Origin of the sequence: Mucilaginibacter sp. SMC90 (genome assembly GCF_022811725.1) — a bacterium.
GTDB lineage: Bacteria > Bacteroidota > Bacteroidia > Sphingobacteriales > Sphingobacteriaceae > Mucilaginibacter.
Window position 1 is genome coordinate 6,037,554 of the sequence record NZ_CP094527.1, and the last position, 17,436, is coordinate 6,054,989.

19 protein-coding genes are annotated in these 17,436 nt (G+C 42.5%); 9 read left to right on the top strand and 10 right to left on the bottom strand.

What is annotated here, in order from left to right; genetic code table 11:
- The first annotated feature begins 18 nt into the window (after positions 1-18).
- Positions 19-357: a single-stranded DNA-binding protein gene (locus tag MTO98_RS24845; protein ID WP_243481681.1), complete on the top strand. Its 339-nt coding sequence runs from the start codon at positions 19-21 to the stop codon at positions 355-357.
- A gap of 225 nt (positions 358-582) precedes the next feature.
- On the opposite strand, the gene MTO98_RS24850 is transcribed toward MTO98_RS24845, so the two are convergent.
- From MTO98_RS24850 to MTO98_RS24870, 5 genes are all read right to left on the bottom strand, one after another.
- Positions 583-1,107: a hypothetical protein gene (locus MTO98_RS24850; protein WP_243481682.1), complete on the bottom strand. Its 525-nt coding sequence runs from the start codon at positions 1,105-1,107 to the stop codon at positions 583-585.
- Between the two features lie 15 nt (positions 1,108-1,122).
- A complete protein-coding gene (locus tag MTO98_RS24855) occupies positions 1,123-2,556 on the bottom strand; it encodes a PAS domain S-box protein (RefSeq protein ID WP_243481683.1) in 1,434 nt (477 codons plus the stop codon).
- A 64-nt stretch (positions 2,557-2,620) separates the two neighbouring features.
- Positions 2,621-3,325: an SDR family oxidoreductase gene (locus tag MTO98_RS24860; protein WP_243481684.1), complete on the bottom strand. Its 705-nt coding sequence runs from the start codon at positions 3,323-3,325 to the stop codon at positions 2,621-2,623.
- Between the two features lie 227 nt (positions 3,326-3,552).
- Complete coding sequence (locus tag MTO98_RS24865) at positions 3,553-5,331, bottom strand: aromatic amino acid hydroxylase (protein WP_243481685.1); 1,779 nt, start codon at positions 5,329-5,331, stop codon at positions 3,553-3,555.
- Positions 5,332-5,432: 101 nt separating this feature from the next.
- On the bottom strand, positions 5,433-6,392 hold the full coding sequence (locus MTO98_RS24870) for a lysylphosphatidylglycerol synthase transmembrane domain-containing protein (RefSeq protein WP_243481686.1): 960 nt from the start codon (positions 6,390-6,392) through the stop codon (positions 5,433-5,435).
- Between the two features lie 257 nt (positions 6,393-6,649).
- Between MTO98_RS24870 and MTO98_RS24875 the strand changes: the two genes are divergently transcribed.
- Together MTO98_RS24875 and MTO98_RS24880 are read left to right on the top strand one after the other, a co-directional pair.
- Positions 6,650-7,519, top strand: coding sequence for a carbon-nitrogen hydrolase (locus MTO98_RS24875; RefSeq protein ID WP_243481687.1), 870 nt, complete (start codon positions 6,650-6,652; stop codon positions 7,517-7,519).
- Between the two features lie 134 nt (positions 7,520-7,653).
- Entirely contained in the window at positions 7,654-8,709 is a 1,056-nt protein-coding gene (locus MTO98_RS24880; RefSeq protein WP_243481688.1) for an agmatine/peptidylarginine deiminase, read from the top strand.
- A 103-nt stretch (positions 8,710-8,812) separates the two neighbouring features.
- Here MTO98_RS24880 and MTO98_RS24885 read toward each other — a convergent pair whose 3' ends face one another.
- Positions 8,813-9,127, bottom strand: a complete 315-nt coding sequence (locus MTO98_RS24885; RefSeq protein ID WP_243481689.1) for a hypothetical protein — start codon at positions 9,125-9,127, stop codon at positions 8,813-8,815.
- A gap of 35 nt (positions 9,128-9,162) precedes the next feature.
- Between MTO98_RS24885 and MTO98_RS24890 the strand changes: the two genes are divergently transcribed.
- Positions 9,163-9,570, top strand: a complete 408-nt coding sequence (locus tag MTO98_RS24890; RefSeq protein WP_121224263.1) for a LiaI-LiaF-like domain-containing protein — start codon at positions 9,163-9,165, stop codon at positions 9,568-9,570.
- Between the two features lie 77 nt (positions 9,571-9,647).
- Here the strand turns inward: MTO98_RS24890 and MTO98_RS24895 are convergent, their stop codons facing one another.
- Positions 9,648-10,853 carry a hypothetical protein gene (locus MTO98_RS24895; protein ID WP_243481690.1) on the bottom strand — a complete coding sequence of 402 codons (1,206 nt, stop codon included), beginning with the start codon at positions 10,851-10,853 and terminating at the stop codon, positions 9,648-9,650.
- A gap of 29 nt (positions 10,854-10,882) precedes the next feature.
- A complete protein-coding gene (locus MTO98_RS24900) occupies positions 10,883-11,020 on the bottom strand; it encodes a hypothetical protein (protein ID WP_243481691.1) in 138 nt (45 codons plus the stop codon).
- Positions 11,021-11,070: 50 nt separating this feature from the next.
- On the opposite strand from MTO98_RS24900, the gene MTO98_RS24905 reads away from it, so the two are divergent.
- From MTO98_RS24905 to MTO98_RS24925, 5 genes are all read left to right on the top strand, one after another.
- Positions 11,071-11,928 carry a LiaF domain-containing protein gene (locus MTO98_RS24905; protein ID WP_243481692.1) on the top strand — a complete coding sequence of 286 codons (858 nt, stop codon included), beginning with the start codon at positions 11,071-11,073 and terminating at the stop codon, positions 11,926-11,928.
- Positions 11,929-11,961: 33 nt separating this feature from the next.
- Positions 11,962-12,297 (top strand): DUF4288 domain-containing protein, encoded by a 336-nt coding sequence (locus tag MTO98_RS24910; protein WP_243481693.1) that lies wholly within the window; start codon positions 11,962-11,964, stop codon positions 12,295-12,297.
- 27 nt (positions 12,298-12,324) lie between these two features.
- Entirely contained in the window at positions 12,325-13,359 is a 1,035-nt protein-coding gene (locus tag MTO98_RS24915; protein ID WP_243481694.1) for a sensor histidine kinase, read from the top strand.
- Positions 13,356-14,102 carry a LytTR family DNA-binding domain-containing protein gene (locus tag MTO98_RS24920; RefSeq protein ID WP_243481695.1) on the top strand — a complete coding sequence of 249 codons (747 nt, stop codon included), beginning with the start codon at positions 13,356-13,358 and terminating at the stop codon, positions 14,100-14,102. The genes MTO98_RS24915 and MTO98_RS24920 overlap by 4 nt, the downstream gene beginning before the upstream one ends.
- Positions 14,103-14,374: 272 nt before the next feature.
- Complete coding sequence (locus MTO98_RS24925; protein WP_243481696.1) at positions 14,375-15,073, top strand: murein L,D-transpeptidase family protein; 699 nt, start codon at positions 14,375-14,377, stop codon at positions 15,071-15,073.
- A 184-nt stretch (positions 15,074-15,257) separates the two neighbouring features.
- Here MTO98_RS24925 and MTO98_RS24930 read toward each other — a convergent pair whose 3' ends face one another.
- Together MTO98_RS24930 and MTO98_RS24935 are read right to left on the bottom strand one after the other, a co-directional pair.
- Positions 15,258-16,148 carry a flavin reductase family protein gene (locus MTO98_RS24930; RefSeq protein ID WP_243481697.1) on the bottom strand — a complete coding sequence of 297 codons (891 nt, stop codon included), beginning with the start codon at positions 16,146-16,148 and terminating at the stop codon, positions 15,258-15,260.
- Between the two features lie 129 nt (positions 16,149-16,277).
- Positions 16,278-17,273 (bottom strand): fumarylacetoacetate hydrolase family protein, encoded by a 996-nt coding sequence (locus tag MTO98_RS24935; RefSeq protein WP_243481698.1) that lies wholly within the window; start codon positions 17,271-17,273, stop codon positions 16,278-16,280.
- Between the last annotated feature and the right edge of the window lie 163 nt (positions 17,274-17,436).

Consider the following 17,436-nt stretch of genomic DNA (forward strand, 5'->3'; position numbering starts at 1 on the left):
AACATTAATAATAAAACGATGAACTCATTAAGAAACAGTGTACGCCTGGTAGGCAACTTAGGCATGGATCCGGAAGTAAAAGTATTTGACAGTAATAAAAAGATGGTGCGCCTTTCCATCGCCACGAATGAAAGCTATAAAAACGATAAAGGCGAAAAGATAAACGATACCCAGTGGCACAACCTGGTTTTCTGGAGCCCGCAGGCTAAGCTTGCTGAAGACCTGTTAAAAAAAGGCGATGAATTAGCTATTGAAGGTAAGCTAAGCAACCGTAACTATACCGACAAGGATGGTATTAAACGCTACGTATCAGAGATAGTAGTTAACGAATTTTTAAAAATAGGTACTAAAGGCTGAAGAGCAAATGGCTATACGCCAAAAGCGGTGGGACATTGGCGGATAAAACCTGTTGATTTGCAGGGGCAGGTATCACCGAGGGAAGATCAACCTTCAACTGAAGTTTAAAGATAATTGACATTAACCTCTTAAAAGCAGGGCCGTCGCATTCCAAATGATCGGCTTTTTACACCTCGACCGTGCGATTTTTGAAGCACATTGAATTAGAATGTAATAGCCCTGCTCTTAAAAACGGTACATACCAGCCTTATATTTAAGGCGCATCCAAAACACTCTTAACCGATGATTCAGCGGATTCAATTGCCAATTGATATCAAACTTCTTATCCCGATCCTCTTTCAGCGCTCTGTAATTCGGGATTGGAACCTTACAGTGCAACATAGGCGGATCGGTAATTATCGTTTCCCTATACATTGCATCTAAAGAAGTTTTCAGATAATAAGCAATTTCAATTATTGTAACATTTCTTTCAGCCCTGTAAATGTATAAATTGATGTCGTGAAGGTTATCATATAGCGAAAGCAATTGCGGCATTACATCGGCCAACGAGCGGAGCATCTTTTGATCGTTGTTCTGTTTCCTCAACTTGTGCAGATCACAAAAGCCTTGTGTGCTGTTTTCAATTTCAGATGTTATATACAAACAGTTATCAGTTATTTTGTTCCATGATAATTTCCGCGCTATTTCAAGCAAAGACACAGTAGCTCCGGCCAAATGATCATACAGGGTAGCCTTAGTAATTATATTCATTATTTCGCTCTTAAACTACGCATCGGCCCCAAAAGCTTTAAGGTACGCGGTCCTTTCAACTATGGAGTGGATAACTACATCAAGCTGCTGCGATGTTGTATCTATATGGCCGATGATCTCTTTGTTAAGCGGATTTTGAAGATCGTCATTGTCAAATAAATTAACCAAACCTAAAATAGTAGCTACGGGCTTACGCAACTCGTGCGAGCTGATATTAGCGATGGTTTGCAGGCGATTGTTCTGCTCGCGGATATTATCTTCCGTTTTTTTGCTTTCAATTAACACCCTGAGAATATTAACTGTGCGTTCAATGATATTGAGCTCATCATTGCTGGGCTCGCGTATTTCATGATAATAAATACCAAACACAGCTAAAACCCTTGATCCTTTCGAACTCATTACCGGGGTAGACCAACAAGCCTTTAAACCATATGGCCTCACCATATGAGCATAATTATCCCAAAGCTGATCGTTTTCAATATCGCTGACAATCACTTGCTCGCGATGATATACCGCCTTGCCGCAAGAGCCTATCTCCGGGCCAACGGGTAAACCTTCAAGCAAATCACAATAGGCTTGCGGCAACCGTGGTGCGGCAAGCACATGCATTTTTTCCTGTTGCTCATCTACTTCAAGTACAGAGCAAACCATATCCGGAAAAATCTGCTCAATGCCCCGTAACAATTCGCGTGCGGTTTGCCCAAGTGTATATTTGGCTGTGGCATTTAACTCAAGTACTTCTTTTTCGAGCCCTAATATCCATTCCTGCATTTTGATCTCTGTAATATCACGAATAAAAATAGCCAACTGGTTTTTATAGGGATAAACATTGATGCGCAGCCAGCTATTAGAGTAAGTATTGAGATATTGTACCTGTATCGATCTCCGCTCGGTTAATGATATATGAAACTCAGCGGCTACCCGCTCGTTCAAACCCAGGTTATCGATTTGCATGAAGTTCAAATCTTTCAGTTGTTCTACACCAAGATTGGTCATAGCATGAAATGCCGGGTTAAAAGCAGTAATATTCCATGATGAATCAAGCACCGCAAAACCTTCATTAAGACTTTGGATAGTGTGCTGAACAATATCGTTTTCGGGCTGCCCAAGCATTCCGGCGAGAGTATTGCCGCTCGAATAGATGAGGTTATCGTCCTCGTTCAATACTACCGACCAAATAACACTAAAATAGCATCCATCTTTTGCCTTGATGCGGCTCTGATAACCAATTAGTTTTTTATGAAGCAAAAGGCTGGCTTGCGATTCGGACTGGCGCTCCTTATCTGCCGGATGACAAATAGCTGCAATATTTAAATCCGCTAATTCCTCATCGGTATAATTAAAAGTATTACGAAAGGCGTGGTTGGTATGAAGGATTGCACCATTCATATCCATAACAAAAAAAACGTCTTTTGAATGAGTGAAAAGTGATGTAAACCTCGTGTCCATTTGCTGCAGGCATAACATATTTATAATAACTAAGTTATAAAAATGTTTGCAATATTATCTAATATCAGGGAGTTGTTGATGCTACAGGTATTATTTTTCCGTTAAAAAATTTACTTCCGGTTAAGGCAAAATCGGCAATATATTTACCCATTTCAAATGCCATCACCGGCGATTCATAACCCGGGAATGCCTGTTCCAGCATCTCAGTTTGTGCCGATCCTAAAGCAAGGCAATTTACTTTTACGCCCTGGTCTGTTAGTTCCTGCGCCAAACACTCGGTCAATGTATGTAAAGCTGATTTACTTGCAGAATATGCCGACAAACCCGGAAATTTAGCGCTTCCCTGGAAACCTCCCATGCTGCCGATATTAACAATATGCGAACCGGCGGGCATTAAAGGTAATAATGCCTGAACAACCCGTACGTGGCCAATGAAGTTGCTTTGCAGCATCTCTACGAAATCGGACTCAAGCAATTCTGTAAATGGTTTATTGATAAGTACCCCGGCATTGTTGATCAAAATATCAACCCGGTTATCAAAATGCGATGCGATGAAATGCAGTAAACCCTCATAATCATCATGCACAATATCAAATTTAAGTGCAAACAACTGGCAATCCGGATTTAACCCATGAGCTATTTCCAGCAAACGTTCCAGTTTATCCTGTGAGCGGGCCAAAGCAATTACTTTGTGGCTGCCCGATAGTATCAGTTCAATTACGGCTTCAAAGCCCACGCCGCTACTGGCACCGGTTATTATGATGTTCATACGCCCCTACCCCCCTAAAGGGGGAATAATTGTTTGTTAATCGATTTGTTTTTCACCGTCATTACTTCGTATCCACACATGGCAAGTTGTAGAATCCAGACTTACGAAGTTTTAAAGACTTCGTAAGTCTTCTGCTTTGTCATTTCCAACTTCAGAGTCCATAGGTTTTCAAATCCGCAATGACAATCAGTTTTGACATCCGCAATTATATCAATAAATATCAATTGCTAAACTACCAATTTTTGCTCAACCGGATGCTTGATCAGGTAAAAACCATCGCTGATGAGTTTACCGTATTCGGGCTCATTATGTCCTTTTTGTTCAAGAAAATATTTGATCTCGGCAGCCAGTGCAGGCTCTACACCTTCATGATCAAGTATTTCCAATATCTCCAAAGCACAAAGCCAGTCATCATGATGGTCTTTTTGCAATTGCAGCCATACGTTACCTAAAAAGCCATAGTCGCCATGGTTTATACGACAATTACGCACCTGTTGATATAGCCTGTGCAGTTCTTTGGTTTTATGATCGTGTGCGGCATGATGGGTTTCTGTTTTTGATTTATAAACAATGGTTTCGTAGGCTTCCCTATCGGCAGCCCCGCAAAATACAGAAACGATCTCTTCACCGACAGCCATATCATAAACACCCCAGGCCGGGTCAAACAACACCATTCCATCTTTATCGGTAACGGTGACTTCATCAAAAGTGATCACCATGATCTTTTCTTCTGACGAAAGCACATTTTTTACAATACCTTTTATGGTAATCCCGCTTTCAAAATGCAGCTCGGTTTCCAGGCCTTTTACTATACCCGCTTGTTTTAAATCATCTGCTGAAAAATCTTCCAAAGCAACATTACTATTTTTCAGCTTACCAACCGGCGAGCTGAAACCATCCTTATGATAGTCTTTACCGTGTCCTTTTAACTGTTTATTGTTCAGGGCCAACGCGGTAGGGCCTGTGGTTTTAATAAAATATGGCTTCCCGCCGGCATCTGTCTTAAAATCGGTAACGGTACCCGAAACCTGTAAGCCTGAACTGTAAACCACAGTACAGGTATTTTTGCTCTCAACCGCTTTATTTAAACCATAAGCGCCTCCTTTTCTAAAAGACATGGTATCTGCAAACTCTTCCAGCACATTGATCAGGTTTTGAAAATCAGGAGTTACAAAAAGCTGCGGTTGAGGCTTGGTGATGTCATAAGTATATTTAACAGCTCCGATATCATACCATAGTTTTCCTACATGTTTTTGCATGCAGGTTGAACTTTCGCCTATGGATGAAAGCAGGCCTGCACCGTAAATCTTTGGCTGCTCTAAGGTTCCGATCAGGCCATACTCTACCGTCCACCAGTGTAAACGGCTCAATAATGCCATTTCCGAAGGTTCGCCCATGTTTTGCTGGCAATAAGATACCTGTTCCTCGGCCTTGATGATCTCATTTTCATCGGCGTCGGGCATTTCTTTTAAAATTGATAAAGCGCGGATAGCTTCATACAACTCAAAATCCTGTGCCGAAAACATGGCCTTGGCCCCTATCGACCCAAAATAGCTTAGATATTCGTGGTAATCCTTATCGGCAATTATGGGTGCATGCCCTGCCGATTCATGGATGATATCGGGTGCAGGCGTATATTCGATATGTTTTAACTGGCGGATATCGGCAGCTATAACCAATACCCGGTAAGCCTGGTACTCCATAAAGGCCGCCGGCGGAATAAAACCATCAACGGTAACCGCACCCCAGCCAATTTTACCAAGGGCATCGTTCATCTCCTGCAAATTGGGGATATGTTCAATAGTTAACCCTGCTTTTTGCAAACCGGGGATATACGGATAGTAGGCAACGTCTTTAAGATAGCTGTAATTCTGGCGCATCACATAGCGCCACACCGCATGGTCAATGGGCGTGTAGTGCTCGTAGTGCTGGTCGACTATAAATTGTTTTAAATGACCGGGCAATGCCGCAACCTGCGGATTATTAAAATCATTAAAATGGCTCATTGATAAACTGACGATTTATAATATAACGCCAAGTTTAGCAGTTGGTTGCCATGAAAACAAACTTCAGTCTATTATTATGAAATTAGATTTTAAACAGAATATTATTCTTCTATAGGGTGATTTTCCAATTTTGGTTCTTCACCTTTTTTAAGGCCTGCGTCCAGCCGTTTAGGAGCAAGTACATAATACACACCAAATAAGGCCACAATAATTGAAATAAGGTAGAACCCAAAGCTCAGGTAAACCGCCATATCTTCGGTAAGGTTAAACTGGCGGGCCAGTGTAAGGAACAGCGCATCGCGGATACCGCCGCCGCCCAAACTAAACGGAATAATAGCCGCTAACGATGAAAAAAGGAATGACAGCAGGTAAGGAGCAAATTTACCGTTGAAATCCTGCGCCAGCAGTAAACAAACAATGGTAAGTAATTGCATGCTTTGTACGCCGATTGCTTTTAAATGCGCCTGTAAAAAGTTGTGGGTGTATTCTTTAAAAAACTTGCGGGCTACAAAATAATAGATCACGGAACCAACCGATACTATACTGAGCGGCCAGCCAAGGTGATAAGGAAAACTTGGTATTAAAATAACCAGGCCCACTACAATAGCGCCTATTGCCCAAAAACCGCTCAACCTGTCAAACAGGATAGCCCAGAATACTTTTTTGGTTGGTAAATTATAGCGTTTGTGCAATAGGTAAATTTTGTAGCCATCGCCGCCGATGCCGCCGGGTAATAACACATTATAACACAAGCCAAGAAAATACAAGCGAAGGTTAAAGCGCCAATCTAACCGTAAACCAATTGATTTAAAATAGCTTAATAGCCTCCATGACGAAAAAAGCATCGACCCGACATAACAGGCAATAGCAGCTGCAAGCCAGGCCCTATCGGCATTGGCAAGGCGGTCTTTTATTTTAACAAAAGGTACTTTACTGAAAACCCAGTAAAGCAAACCACCGGTTACTACTATGATGAGGATTACTTTTACTACGCCCCAAAGCTTACCTTTCCAGGTTTTATGTTCGGCACCTTCGTCAATGATGTCTTCTGGTTGTGTCATTCGGCTGCAAAGCTATGTTATTTTTTTATTTGGATGTACAGGATAGTCAATTAACAATTTTTCTTCATTTTGTTTTCACAAATATTAAAAGCAGTAAATCAGGTTATTATTACAAACCAATTTCCTGCCTGGTTAACTCATTTGTTTCTGCAATTAACCATAACCATTGTAATCAAATATTCAACTCTGTGTAATCATAATATCAATTCGGTGAAATCCTAACAACAAAGTGTTATTTTTGCGCAAATTTTTTGGAGATGAGTAAAGTAAACGTTGGTTTAGTACAAATGACCTGTACTGCTGATAAACAGCAGAACCTGGAAAAGGCTATTGTTAAAGTAAGGGAAGCTGCCGCCAAAGGCGCGCAAATAGTTTGTTTACAGGAACTTTTTACCTCACTTTATTTTTGCGATGTTGAGGATTATGACAATTTTAAGCTGGCCGAAGCTATTCCCGGTCCATCAACCGATGAACTTTCGAAGGTTGCTGCTGAGCTTAACGTAGTGATCATTGCTTCATTGTTTGAAAAACGTGCCCAGGGTGTTTATCACAATACTACCGCTGTTTTGGATGCCGACGGAAGCTACTTAGGCAAGTATCGCAAAATGCACATCCCCGACGATCCGGGCTTTTACGAAAAATTTTACTTCACCCCAGGCGATTTGGGTTACAAAGTTTTCAATACCAAATTTGCCCGCGTAGGCGTATTGATTTGCTGGGACCAATGGTACCCAGAAGCAGCACGCATCACCGCCTTAATGGGTGCTGATATATTATTTTACCCAACCGCCATTGGCTGGGCTACTACCCAGGATGAAGCCACCAATGTGGAACAATATAATGCATGGCAAACCATCCAGCGTTCGCACGCTATAGCTAACGGAATACACGTGGTAAGTGTAAACCGCGTAGGCGAAGAAGCCGGCGTAAAATTCTGGGGCGGTTCATTCTTTGCCAATCCGTTTGGTGCAATTATTCACCAAACTTCACATGATCAGGAAGAAGTAATTGTGCAAGAACTTGATTTGGACAAGTCGGATTACTATAGGAGTCACTGGCCGTTTTTACGTGACAGAAGAATAGACAGCTATCAGCCAATAACAAAAAGGTTATTAGACGAGGACTAATCCCCCCATATGTCATTGCGAGGAGGCACGACGAAGCAATCTCGTAGCTATGCAAATCAACCATGCATTGGCTACGAGATTGCCGCGCTACGCTCGCAATGACATACAGTTTCTTACATTTGCACTACCAAATTATGAGCCAACAAATTTCAACTATACTAACTCCCGCCTCGCAAGGCTTCCATTTCCCTGCCGAGTGGGCTAAACATACAGCTACCTGGTTGAGCTGGCCGCACAAAGAGGCTTCGTGGCCCGGCAAGATAGACACCATTTACGCACCTTATATCGCTTTTATAAAAGTGGTTTCTGAGCAGGAACTGGTACGCATTAACGTGGTAAACGAGGATATGAAAGCCTCGGTGATTTTCCAGCTGCAGAATGCCGGGGTTGATTTAAGCAAAATAGAGATCTTTGAATTCCCTACTAATGATGCCTGGTGCCGTGATCACGGTCCGGCGTTTTTGATAAACCCAACTACCAGGCAAAAAGCCATTGTTGATTGGGGATATAACGCATGGGGCGGCAAGTATCCGCCATTTGATTTGGATGATGTGATCCCTACCAAAATAGGCAACCACTTTGGCCTGCCAGTATTTAACCCGGGCATTGTGATGGAAGGCGGCTCGGTTGACTTTAATGGTAAAGGAACTATTTTAACTACCACAGCCTGCCTGCTTAATAAAAACCGTAACCCGGAGCTTAATCAGCAGCAGATTGAAAGCTACCTGCAAAACTATTACGGCGCAGAACAGATTTTATGGTTAGGTGATGGGATTATTGGTGATGATACCGATGGGCATATCGACGATATTACCCGTTTTGTAAACGAGGATACAGTGGTTACCGTTGTTGAGGAAGATAAGAACGACGAGAACTACCACATTCTTCAGGAAAACCTCGAAACCCTGAAAACCATGCGCCTGCTTAACGGCAAACAACTTAACATTGTTGAATTGCCGATGCCTGATGCAGTAGTTTATGAAGATACCCGTTTACCGGCCTCATACGCTAATTTTTATATAGCTAATTCGGCGGTGATAGTGCCTACTTACCGTTCAAAAAACGACGATAAAGCACTTGACATATTAACTCAATGCTTCCCCGACCGTAAGGTAGTAGGCATTGACAGCACCGACATTATCTGGGGCCTCGGCAGTTTCCATTGCCTGAGCCAGCAGGAACCGGAATAAGCCCCACCCAACCCTCCCCTGACGGGGAGGGCTTTTTTTTGCAAAAAATTGTCATTTCGATAGAGCATGGGAGGGCATAAGCGATTGGAGCGAAAGAGAAATCTCATACAACAAGCATAGCCACGCATACATGCTTTACAGCATAGCGTATAAGATTTCTCCTCACGGCGCCGCGCACCCCCAACCGGTTCGTCGAAATGACAATTCGATTTTTATCAATATTTTTCATCCTGCTTCCCACCCTCTTCCTTTCTTGTTTCCTGCATCTTGACTTCTTGCCTCTCTCCTCTTGTCTTCTTGCCTCTCTCCTCTTGACTTCTTGCCTCTCTCCCCTGCCTCTCTTTTCACCGCCTTTATCCCCCATTTTACCGACATCTCCCCTTGCACCGCCAAGTATTGATTGACCTGCCTGCCACATCGCTGTAGATTTGGGTAACATTAAAACTTAAAGCGATGAACAACGATATAATAAACACCGAAAACAAAAGAAATGGCAAAATCATGTTAGGAATAATTTTACTGGCAGCCGGTGGTTTATTTCTGATAGATCAGCTTGATGCCTTACTTATTCCTGATTGGCTTTTTAGCTGGCCAATGTGGTTCATAGCCTGGGGCGCTTACATGGGTGCCAAACATGATTTCAAAAAACCATCATGGATTTTCATGATACTGATAGGCGTGATATTCCTCATCAATGAAAACGTTTATGATGCCGACCGCATAACCTGGCCAATTGCACTTATCATACTTGGTGCCTGGATAGCCATCAGACCGGCAAAACAAACCGACCGTGACTTTTGGGAAAAGAATGAAAAAGCCAAACAGCATTTCGACTTTGAGCAGCCTAAAACAGAAGCTTAAACTCAACCATCCATCATATATATCGAAGCCGGGGCATTTTTAAAAAGCCCCGGCTTTTTGTTTTTCTTATTTGAGAATTACAGGCTAACGTAATACCACGGCATTTTAAACAGGCCCGGCTTTAAATTTACATAAACCGTATCGCCAACTTTAACCTGGTAGTAAAGTGATTTAGAAACTTCTGTTTCTTCACTTTCTTTCGGCCCCCATTTACTTAAAGTTAAATCATATGATGTGTGTTTTCCTGTTGACACCCTTTGACTAAGCACCTGCGCTTTATACTCCTTTGGGGCGCTATAATCAAAATTGCAATTAATTATAACAGGGGCAGTAAAACCATATAACAGTACAAATGCCGCAGCGCTAAGCCAGGTCATTTTGTTTGAACGTGCTTTTTCCTTCGAGCTCATTATTATCCCCAAAAAAACAACCCCTAATACAGCTATCACTGAAAACGCGGGCAAAAGCATCTCAGTTAAATGCATTAATTTAAAATCAGCCAGTACCCTTATCAAAAGCCCAAGGGGTGGCAATATCAACGCTGTACTTAAAGATGGATACACGGCCTGTTTCTTATTGTCGGCGCTGTTAAGTGTAACTACATCCCTTTTTAAATAAAATACAAGCATCACTACCAGGGGCCAAATTGTACCGGCTAAAACAGCATAATCATAAGGTGCAGGATGTATGAACAGCCAAAAACACAAACCGATGCCTCCGTAATTAAAATATGAGCAAAACTGTTTTAACTTTTTTAATTCGGCTAATCGCTCTTCACTGCTGTAGCCATAGCTTTCATCATTTTTTATCTCTTCTATACCTTTCTGTTCTTGTTCGGCGTCAAGATCTTTGCAATTCAAGGCTATCCATTGCAATATTTCGCTGCCATCGGCAAAATAGCTGTAGTCGCTTAAAACTATCGCTTTATTCGATTTATCAGCAGGGCGTATAGTTATCCTTTTATCCCGAACAGTATCGTAACCCTTAATATCATTAATTAGCAACTCTCTGCTACTAAAATACCCCACACGTTTTATCCCGTTGTTAGAGATAATTATTTTGCTTGCCTGCAATTCAAGATAGAGATAAAGTCCTAACATTATCAGTCCAATCCCTATTAATACAAGCCACCAGCTTTTATCGGCGATAGAAACATAAGCCAGATAAACGCCGCCGACTACCATAGCGACAATGATGATATATAGGAATATTTTCCATCCGGTGCTGAGGCTGTATTCCTTTTCAAACGTAGCACCCATGGAAGGGTTAAAGCGCTGTTCCATTTTGATATGATAAAGTTTAGTATGGTTATTTACGGATAAAAAACCGTCGCAACATACAAATTTTTATTTTTGCCGGATGTTAAAAAATCAAACGCAACTTTTTCACCGCCAAAACCTCCCCTTTTACCGATTTCTTTAAATACATCACCAATTTTTGTTTGGCTCAACTATAATGTTACCTTAGTTTTGGATATGATTTCAATTTGCAGATAATACAATGAACAACGATATAGAACATCCAAAAGATCCCAACAAAGGCAAGTCTGTTGCCGGGATCATTTTACTTGCTGTAGGCGGCATATTGCTGCTTCAGCAATTCCGAATTTTTTTCATACCCGATCATCTTTCCCTGTGGCCATTGTGGCTCATTTTTTGGGGAGTATATGTAGGCGCTAAGCATAATTATAAAAAGGCTTCATGGGTTATGCTGGTAGGTTTAGGTACTATATTCCTTATAACCGAAAACATAAACGACTCTGGCCGTATTGTAGGCCCCTTAGCTGTAATTGGCTTTGGCATGTGGCTGATATTAAGGCGCAACAAGCATTTCGATCCGCAGCAATGGAAAAATGATTTCAAAGGTGATAAATGGACTAACTGGGATAAGAAAGAGCCTTTCCAATTTGAAAAAAATGAGCCGGTTGTTGATTACACTGTAAAAGACGAAGGCGACCCGATTCCTCCGGTTGACCCATATGCTCAAAAACAACAGCAATACAACACCAAATATTCTGGCGATGATTATATAGATACGGTATCTATTTTTGGCGGGGTTAACAAAACCATTCTTTCCAAACAATTCCGCGGTGGCGATATCGTTAACATATTTGGTGGTGCCGAACTTGACTTTACCCAGGCAGACATCAACGGTCGCATTATCATTGATATAACCCAAATTTTCGGCGGCACCAAAATTATTGTACCATCAAACTGGCAGGTAGTATCTGACCTGGCAGCCGTTTTTGCCAGTGTAGATGATAAACGCATCAGGAGCACCGCAAGTGTAGGCAGCGAAAAGGTACTGGTACTTAAAGGTGTATCCATTTTTGCCGGAGTAGATATCCGCAGTTATTAATTAAGGCAGCTAATAACGAAAAGCATAAACAACATGAACTGGTACGTAGCAAAATTAGTTTTCAGGGTGATAAGCGGAGATGGCGATCATCAGGCGCAATTTGATGAGCAATTAAGATTGATCAGTGCAGAAAATGAGCTGGTAGCTTATGAAAAAGCCAACCGAATAGGTCACGCTAATCAGGATAGCTTTAAAAATATTGAAAAGCAAACCGTTAAATGGCAATTTATTGATGTGGCCGAACTTAACCAGCTTGGCGAACTCACCGATGGCACCGAATTGTATTACAATATACATGAAACACCCGATGCCGATCTTTACATCGCCTGGGCGCATCATAAATCAGCCTTATTAGGCATCAGAAATTAAACCTTAAACCACAGAAAGCAACCCATTTTGGAAGTTCCATCAATACAATCATCAAAACTATACGCGGCATTTGTAATTTGCGGTGTGGCATGGGCTGCACTGCAAACTTACATCATCCATAGTTTTGGTTTTTTATGGTTTACTGCCGCTACCGATGGTTTGCTTAGTGCAATATTGCTTTCATGTGCCTGCTGGCTTATCAACAATAACTTACGCTACTACCAACCAGGTAAAGGCAGCTACATTAACCTGTTTATTTGGTGCGTGGCGCTTGCAGGTATTTGTACAGCCGGCTGCCGATACCTTTTACCACTCATTAACAGCGATCAGATCTATACCGGTTTCCTGGCCCAGTCATTAACCATCCGCTTTTTTACCGACTTTTTAGCCATAGGCTGGATGGCCATGATCAGCTTGCTGTGGTTTTCACAACTCGACCAAAAAGAAACCCTGAAGCGCAAAACCGAGGCCGAACAACTGGCCCGCGAAGCCGAGCTGTACAATTTAAGGCAACAATTACAACCTCACTTCCTGTTCAATAGCCTTAATTCCATTAATGCCCTTATAGGCTTTAAGCCTGATGAAGCCCGCAGGATGATCCACCAGTTATCTGATTTTTTACGAGGAACCCTTAAAAAAGATGATCAGCTGCAGGTTAGTCTTACCGAAGAATTGGCACATCTTAATTTATACCTCGATATTGAAAAAGTACGCTTTGGACACCGTTTACAAACAGAAATAAGCTGTGACCCAAAATGCGGATCTGCAATATTACCATCCATGCTGTTACAACCTTTGGTTGAAAACGCTATTAAATTTGGCCTCTATGATACCATAGGCGAAGTTACCGTGAGTATTCGTGGCGAGATTGAGGATGGATACCTGAACCTAATGGTACAGAACCCGTATGATCCACAAACATCCAAACCAAAAAAAGGTACAGGTTTTGGTTTGCGGGGAGTGCAACGGCGATTATATTTGCTGTATGCCCGTAATGATTTAATGGAAACCCATGCGAGCGATGATCTGTACACAACCATTATAAAAATACCGCAACTATGAAGCGAGCTTTAATTATTGATGATGAACCTTTAGCCCGCATGGTTGTAAGGGAATACCTGCTTGATTTTAAAGACATTGAACTTATACAGGAATGCAACGATGGCTTTGAAGGCCTCAAAGCTATTCAGCAATATCAGCCCGATCTTGTTTTTTTAGATATCCAGATGCCTAAAATTACCGGCTTTGAAATGCTTGAACTGGTTGAGCAGCCCCCTGCCGTAATATTTGCCACCGCATTTGATGAATACGCTATAAAAGCTTTTGAAGCCCACGCGGTCGACTATCTGTTAAAACCTTTCAGTAAAGAACGCTTTAATAAAGCTGTTGAAAAATTCCTGGCTTCGGCTGCACCAAAACCTGCTGTTAAACAAACGGAGGAGTTATTGGAAACCGCCGCTACTCATTCGCCTGCGCAGCATGAGCGTATTGTGGTAAAAACAGGTACTAAAGTGAAGATCATACCCGTTGCTGATGTAGAATACCTGCAAGCTGATGATGATTATGTAAGCGTGATTACCAAAGAAGGCTCGTACCTTAAAAATAAAACCATGAGCTTTTTTGAGCAAACGCTTGATCCTAATCACTTTGTCCGCGTACACCGCTCGTACATCGTAGCTATACCGCAAATCACCCGTATCGATCCCTACGAAAAAGACGCACACCTGGCCATCCTGAAATCGGGTGCCAAAATCCCGGTAAGTAAAACGGGCTATGTGAAATTGAAACAGGTGCTGGGGATATAACAGTAAGAGTTTAAGAATCAAGCTACCCGTCACTGTTTCTCTACCCGTCATTGCGAGGTACGAAGCAATCCCCTAAATGCAGAGGGGCTTGCATGGATGCTCTGTACAGTTCGCGATTGCTTCGTTCCTCGCAATGACGATGGTTAATATTTTCCGCTACGCTCGCAATTGACATAAAGACATCATCGCGTTTTCACTAATAAAATCCTTTCTCCCACATAATTTACTGCGATCAATCCCGTTAACTATAACTATAGTTAACAACCTAACCAATGCCTAAACTGATCACCTTGCTGCTGTCACTCCTGTTGATAGCACCTCCCAAACCCGAAATTCCGGATAGTAAGCGGGCCGGCGATGTTCGCCTTAAAGTATGGCCTAAACTTCAGAAAGAACTTAAAGACAAAGGCTTTGCACCTTATGGCTCAATATACATCCGCATAATTAAAGATATTAGCGTACTTGAAGTATGGGTAAAATCAGCCAATAAATACCAGCTTTTTAAAACCTACGATGTATGTACGTACTCAGGCGGACTGGGCACCAAAACCCGTAATGGTGACGGCAAAAGTCCGGAGGGATTATATATCATTGAACCCAAACAGCTTAACCCGGTAAGCAATTATTACCTGGCTATTAATGTTGGCTACCCAAATGCAATTGATAAAGCCAAAGGCTATACCGGCAACGCCATTATGGTTCATGGCCATTGCGCATCAATAGGCTGCTACGCCATGACCGATGCCCGCATTGAAGAAATTTACACCTTGGTTTATGAGGCCTTTATAGCAGGACAAAAGCAAATCCGTGTTGATATCTTCCCTTTCCGGGTAAACGACGCAAACTTAAGACGCTATGCGGCTTTTAAACAGGATGCTTTTTGGCGATCATTAAAGCCAGCATATGAACTTTTTGAAAAACGGCAGGTACCGGTGGAATATCATCTTAAAGGGAAGGATTATGCTTATTGAGGGTAAGTCGGACGATAATTTTGCCACAAAAGAGGTAATTTCGGCTAACAAAACCATGTCATTGCGAGCGCAGCGTGGCAATCGCACGGAAGCAGAGCCGCTCTGTATAGCATGCGATTGCTTCGTCGTTCCTCCTCGCAATGACATAGTTTTATTAAATCCACAGCTATTATCCACAAGGGTATCACTCCATCAACAACACCATCAAAGCTTCCTCTACCCTTTCCAATTCCAAAAGCTGTTTGGCTTTCAAATGCAATTGTAGTTCACGGGTCTGGCTATCACCTATGGTGGCGTCCAACACTTCTTTTATTTCGGGAGTAAGCGCAAATGCTTCGATAGCTTCATCGGTGGGTGTTGCTTCCAGGTTACCCAATTGTCCGAGGTTATTACCGGTAAGGACCCTTGAGTTACGGATGGCGTACGGCAATGCATCAACACCTATACCTATTTTAGTATTTGGTTTGGCTACTTTAAACAGATTGTCATTAGTAACGCGGCAATACCAATCTCCGCCGAGGCGGGCTACCAGATCCATTTTTGCCTGGTCTATTTTCCCGTCTGCATCTAAAACCATATCACTGATGTGAATCAGCTTAATTTCGGCAAGTACGAGGTTACCTGCACCGTGGCTTTGCCCTAATTCAATTACCTCATTCACCACACATTCCAGTTGTACATACGACTCGGCCACGCGCGGAGGTTTTACCAATTGCGACTGTACTGGTGTTAAGCCCGACTTAATAAACTCATTAATGCCCTGCGAATACTCTACGCTTGATAATGACGTTTGCTGTACCATATCGTAGTTAACAATATTGATCACGCATTCAGGCACTTCCCTGATATTTTCGAGCGTATGCTTGGTAGTATTATCCCTCACCCTGCGCGATGGCGAAAAGATGCATATGGGCGGGTTTGTGCTGAAAAAATTAAAAAAGCTGAATGGGCTCAGGTTCACGTTACCTGCTTTATCTACAGTAGAAGCCAAACATATTGGCCTCGGCGCTATTACATAGTGCAGGTAATTTTGAAGTTGAACCGGCGAAAGATCGGCTATGTTGATGGTAGGCATGGAGGCTGTACTTTAAAGCCGTCATTGCGAGGTACGAAGCAATCGCGAACTTTACAGAGCGGCTCTGTTTATCGGGGATTGCTTCGTACCTCGCAATGACGCGTTTGTATTTCTATGGATAGTATTTTCTTATTTCTTCAGCTTCAATATTGAAAAATCACTATCAGCTTTCTTAATGATATTACCCAGCATGCCCAGGCCGGTTACTTCCATTTCCACTAAGTCGCCGGGTTGTAACCATTGCGGTTCATAGTCGGCATTGTTGAGTACGCCGGTGCCATTCAGTTCAAGAAAACAGCCGGTACCAACAGTGCCTGAACCTATTACGTCGCCCGGCAAAACATCACAGCCATAAGCTGCACGCTCAATGATCTCGGCAAAGGTCCAGTCCATATCGGCCATATTACCTGCCGATACCTGTTTGCCATTCACCACACATTTCATCTCCAGGTTATATGCATTACCGGTATGGCCGGGTTTTGCGGAAACTTTATATTGCTCCAACTCATCGGGCGTCACCAACCACGGACCAATCACTGTCGAAAAATCCTTGCCCTTTGCCGGGCCAAGGTTCAGCAGCATTTCTTCCATTTGCAGGGTACGGGCGCTCATATCGTTCATGATCATGTATCCCGCTATAAAACTATCTGCTTCGGCAGCTGTAATGTTACGGCCTTTTTTATTGATCACCACGGCAACTTCCAATTCAAAATCAAGCTTTTGGAAGTGATCGGGCATACATTCAATTTCGCCGGGCCCTTGTATGGCGTTATGATTAGTAAAATAAAATATAGGATATTGGTCAAACTCCGGTATCATATCCAACTTACGGTTACGCCTGGCCGAAGCCACATGCTGCCTGAACGCATAACCATCACGACATGAAGTTGGGTGCGGGACCGGGGCCGTCAATTCAAAAAACAACTCCTCTTTAGCCTCTATCTTTCCTAACCGGATATCTTCATTAACCCGTGCGGCATGTACCATCAACTCAGGCCCACCCCATAAAAATTCGTTCATGTTATCGGGGATCAGCTTATCACATGAATTTAAATTGTAAATATGGCCGTTAACAAAAACGCCCAGATGTTCACGGTCTTCGGTTTTATAGGATACTAATTTCATAGAGTAGCTTAATTGGTATAATCAAAGCTAATGATTTTTTGTTAGGTGAATGGTTGATTAAGTTGATTAGGTGAGTGGTTTCTTACGCGGATATATATTTAACCCCGCCGCCGCTCGGCTCCTGCCGAGTGGCCGTTTTCCCCAGGCCTCTGGCCTGTATACA

Bases quoted from the DNA above. Each gene is read 5' to 3' on its own strand.
- MTO98_RS24845 (WP_243481681.1), top strand. From the start codon at position 19: ATGAACTCATTAAGAAACAGTGTACGCCTGGTAGGCAACTTAGGCATG.
- MTO98_RS24850 (WP_243481682.1), bottom strand. From the start codon at position 1,107: ATGAATATAATTACTAAGGCTACCCTGTATGATCATTTGGCCGGAGCT.
- MTO98_RS24855 (WP_243481683.1), bottom strand. From the start codon at position 2,556: ATGGACACGAGGTTTACATCACTTTTCACTCATTCAAAAGACGTTTTT.
- MTO98_RS24860 (WP_243481684.1), bottom strand. From the start codon at position 3,325: ATGAACATCATAATAACCGGTGCCAGTAGCGGCGTGGGCTTTGAAGCC.
- MTO98_RS24865 (WP_243481685.1), bottom strand. From the start codon at position 5,331: ATGAGCCATTTTAATGATTTTAATAATCCGCAGGTTGCGGCATTGCCC.
- MTO98_RS24870 (WP_243481686.1), bottom strand. From the start codon at position 6,392: ATGACACAACCAGAAGACATCATTGACGAAGGTGCCGAACATAAAACC.
- MTO98_RS24875 (WP_243481687.1), top strand. From the start codon at position 6,650: ATGAGTAAAGTAAACGTTGGTTTAGTACAAATGACCTGTACTGCTGAT.
- MTO98_RS24880 (WP_243481688.1), top strand. From the start codon at position 7,654: ATGAGCCAACAAATTTCAACTATACTAACTCCCGCCTCGCAAGGCTTC.
- MTO98_RS24885 (WP_243481689.1), bottom strand. From the start codon at position 9,127: ATGTGGCAGGCAGGTCAATCAATACTTGGCGGTGCAAGGGGAGATGTC.
- MTO98_RS24890 (WP_121224263.1), top strand. From the start codon at position 9,163: ATGAACAACGATATAATAAACACCGAAAACAAAAGAAATGGCAAAATC.
- MTO98_RS24895 (WP_243481690.1), bottom strand. From the start codon at position 10,853: ATGGAACAGCGCTTTAACCCTTCCATGGGTGCTACGTTTGAAAAGGAA.
- MTO98_RS24905 (WP_243481692.1), top strand. From the start codon at position 11,071: ATGAACAACGATATAGAACATCCAAAAGATCCCAACAAAGGCAAGTCT.
- MTO98_RS24910 (WP_243481693.1), top strand. From the start codon at position 11,962: ATGAACTGGTACGTAGCAAAATTAGTTTTCAGGGTGATAAGCGGAGAT.
- MTO98_RS24920 (WP_243481695.1), top strand. From the start codon at position 13,356: ATGAAGCGAGCTTTAATTATTGATGATGAACCTTTAGCCCGCATGGTT.
- MTO98_RS24925 (WP_243481696.1), top strand. From the start codon at position 14,375: ATGCCTAAACTGATCACCTTGCTGCTGTCACTCCTGTTGATAGCACCT.
- MTO98_RS24930 (WP_243481697.1), bottom strand. From the start codon at position 16,148: ATGCCTACCATCAACATAGCCGATCTTTCGCCGGTTCAACTTCAAAAT.
- MTO98_RS24935 (WP_243481698.1), bottom strand. From the start codon at position 17,273: ATGAAATTAGTATCCTATAAAACCGAAGACCGTGAACATCTGGGCGTT.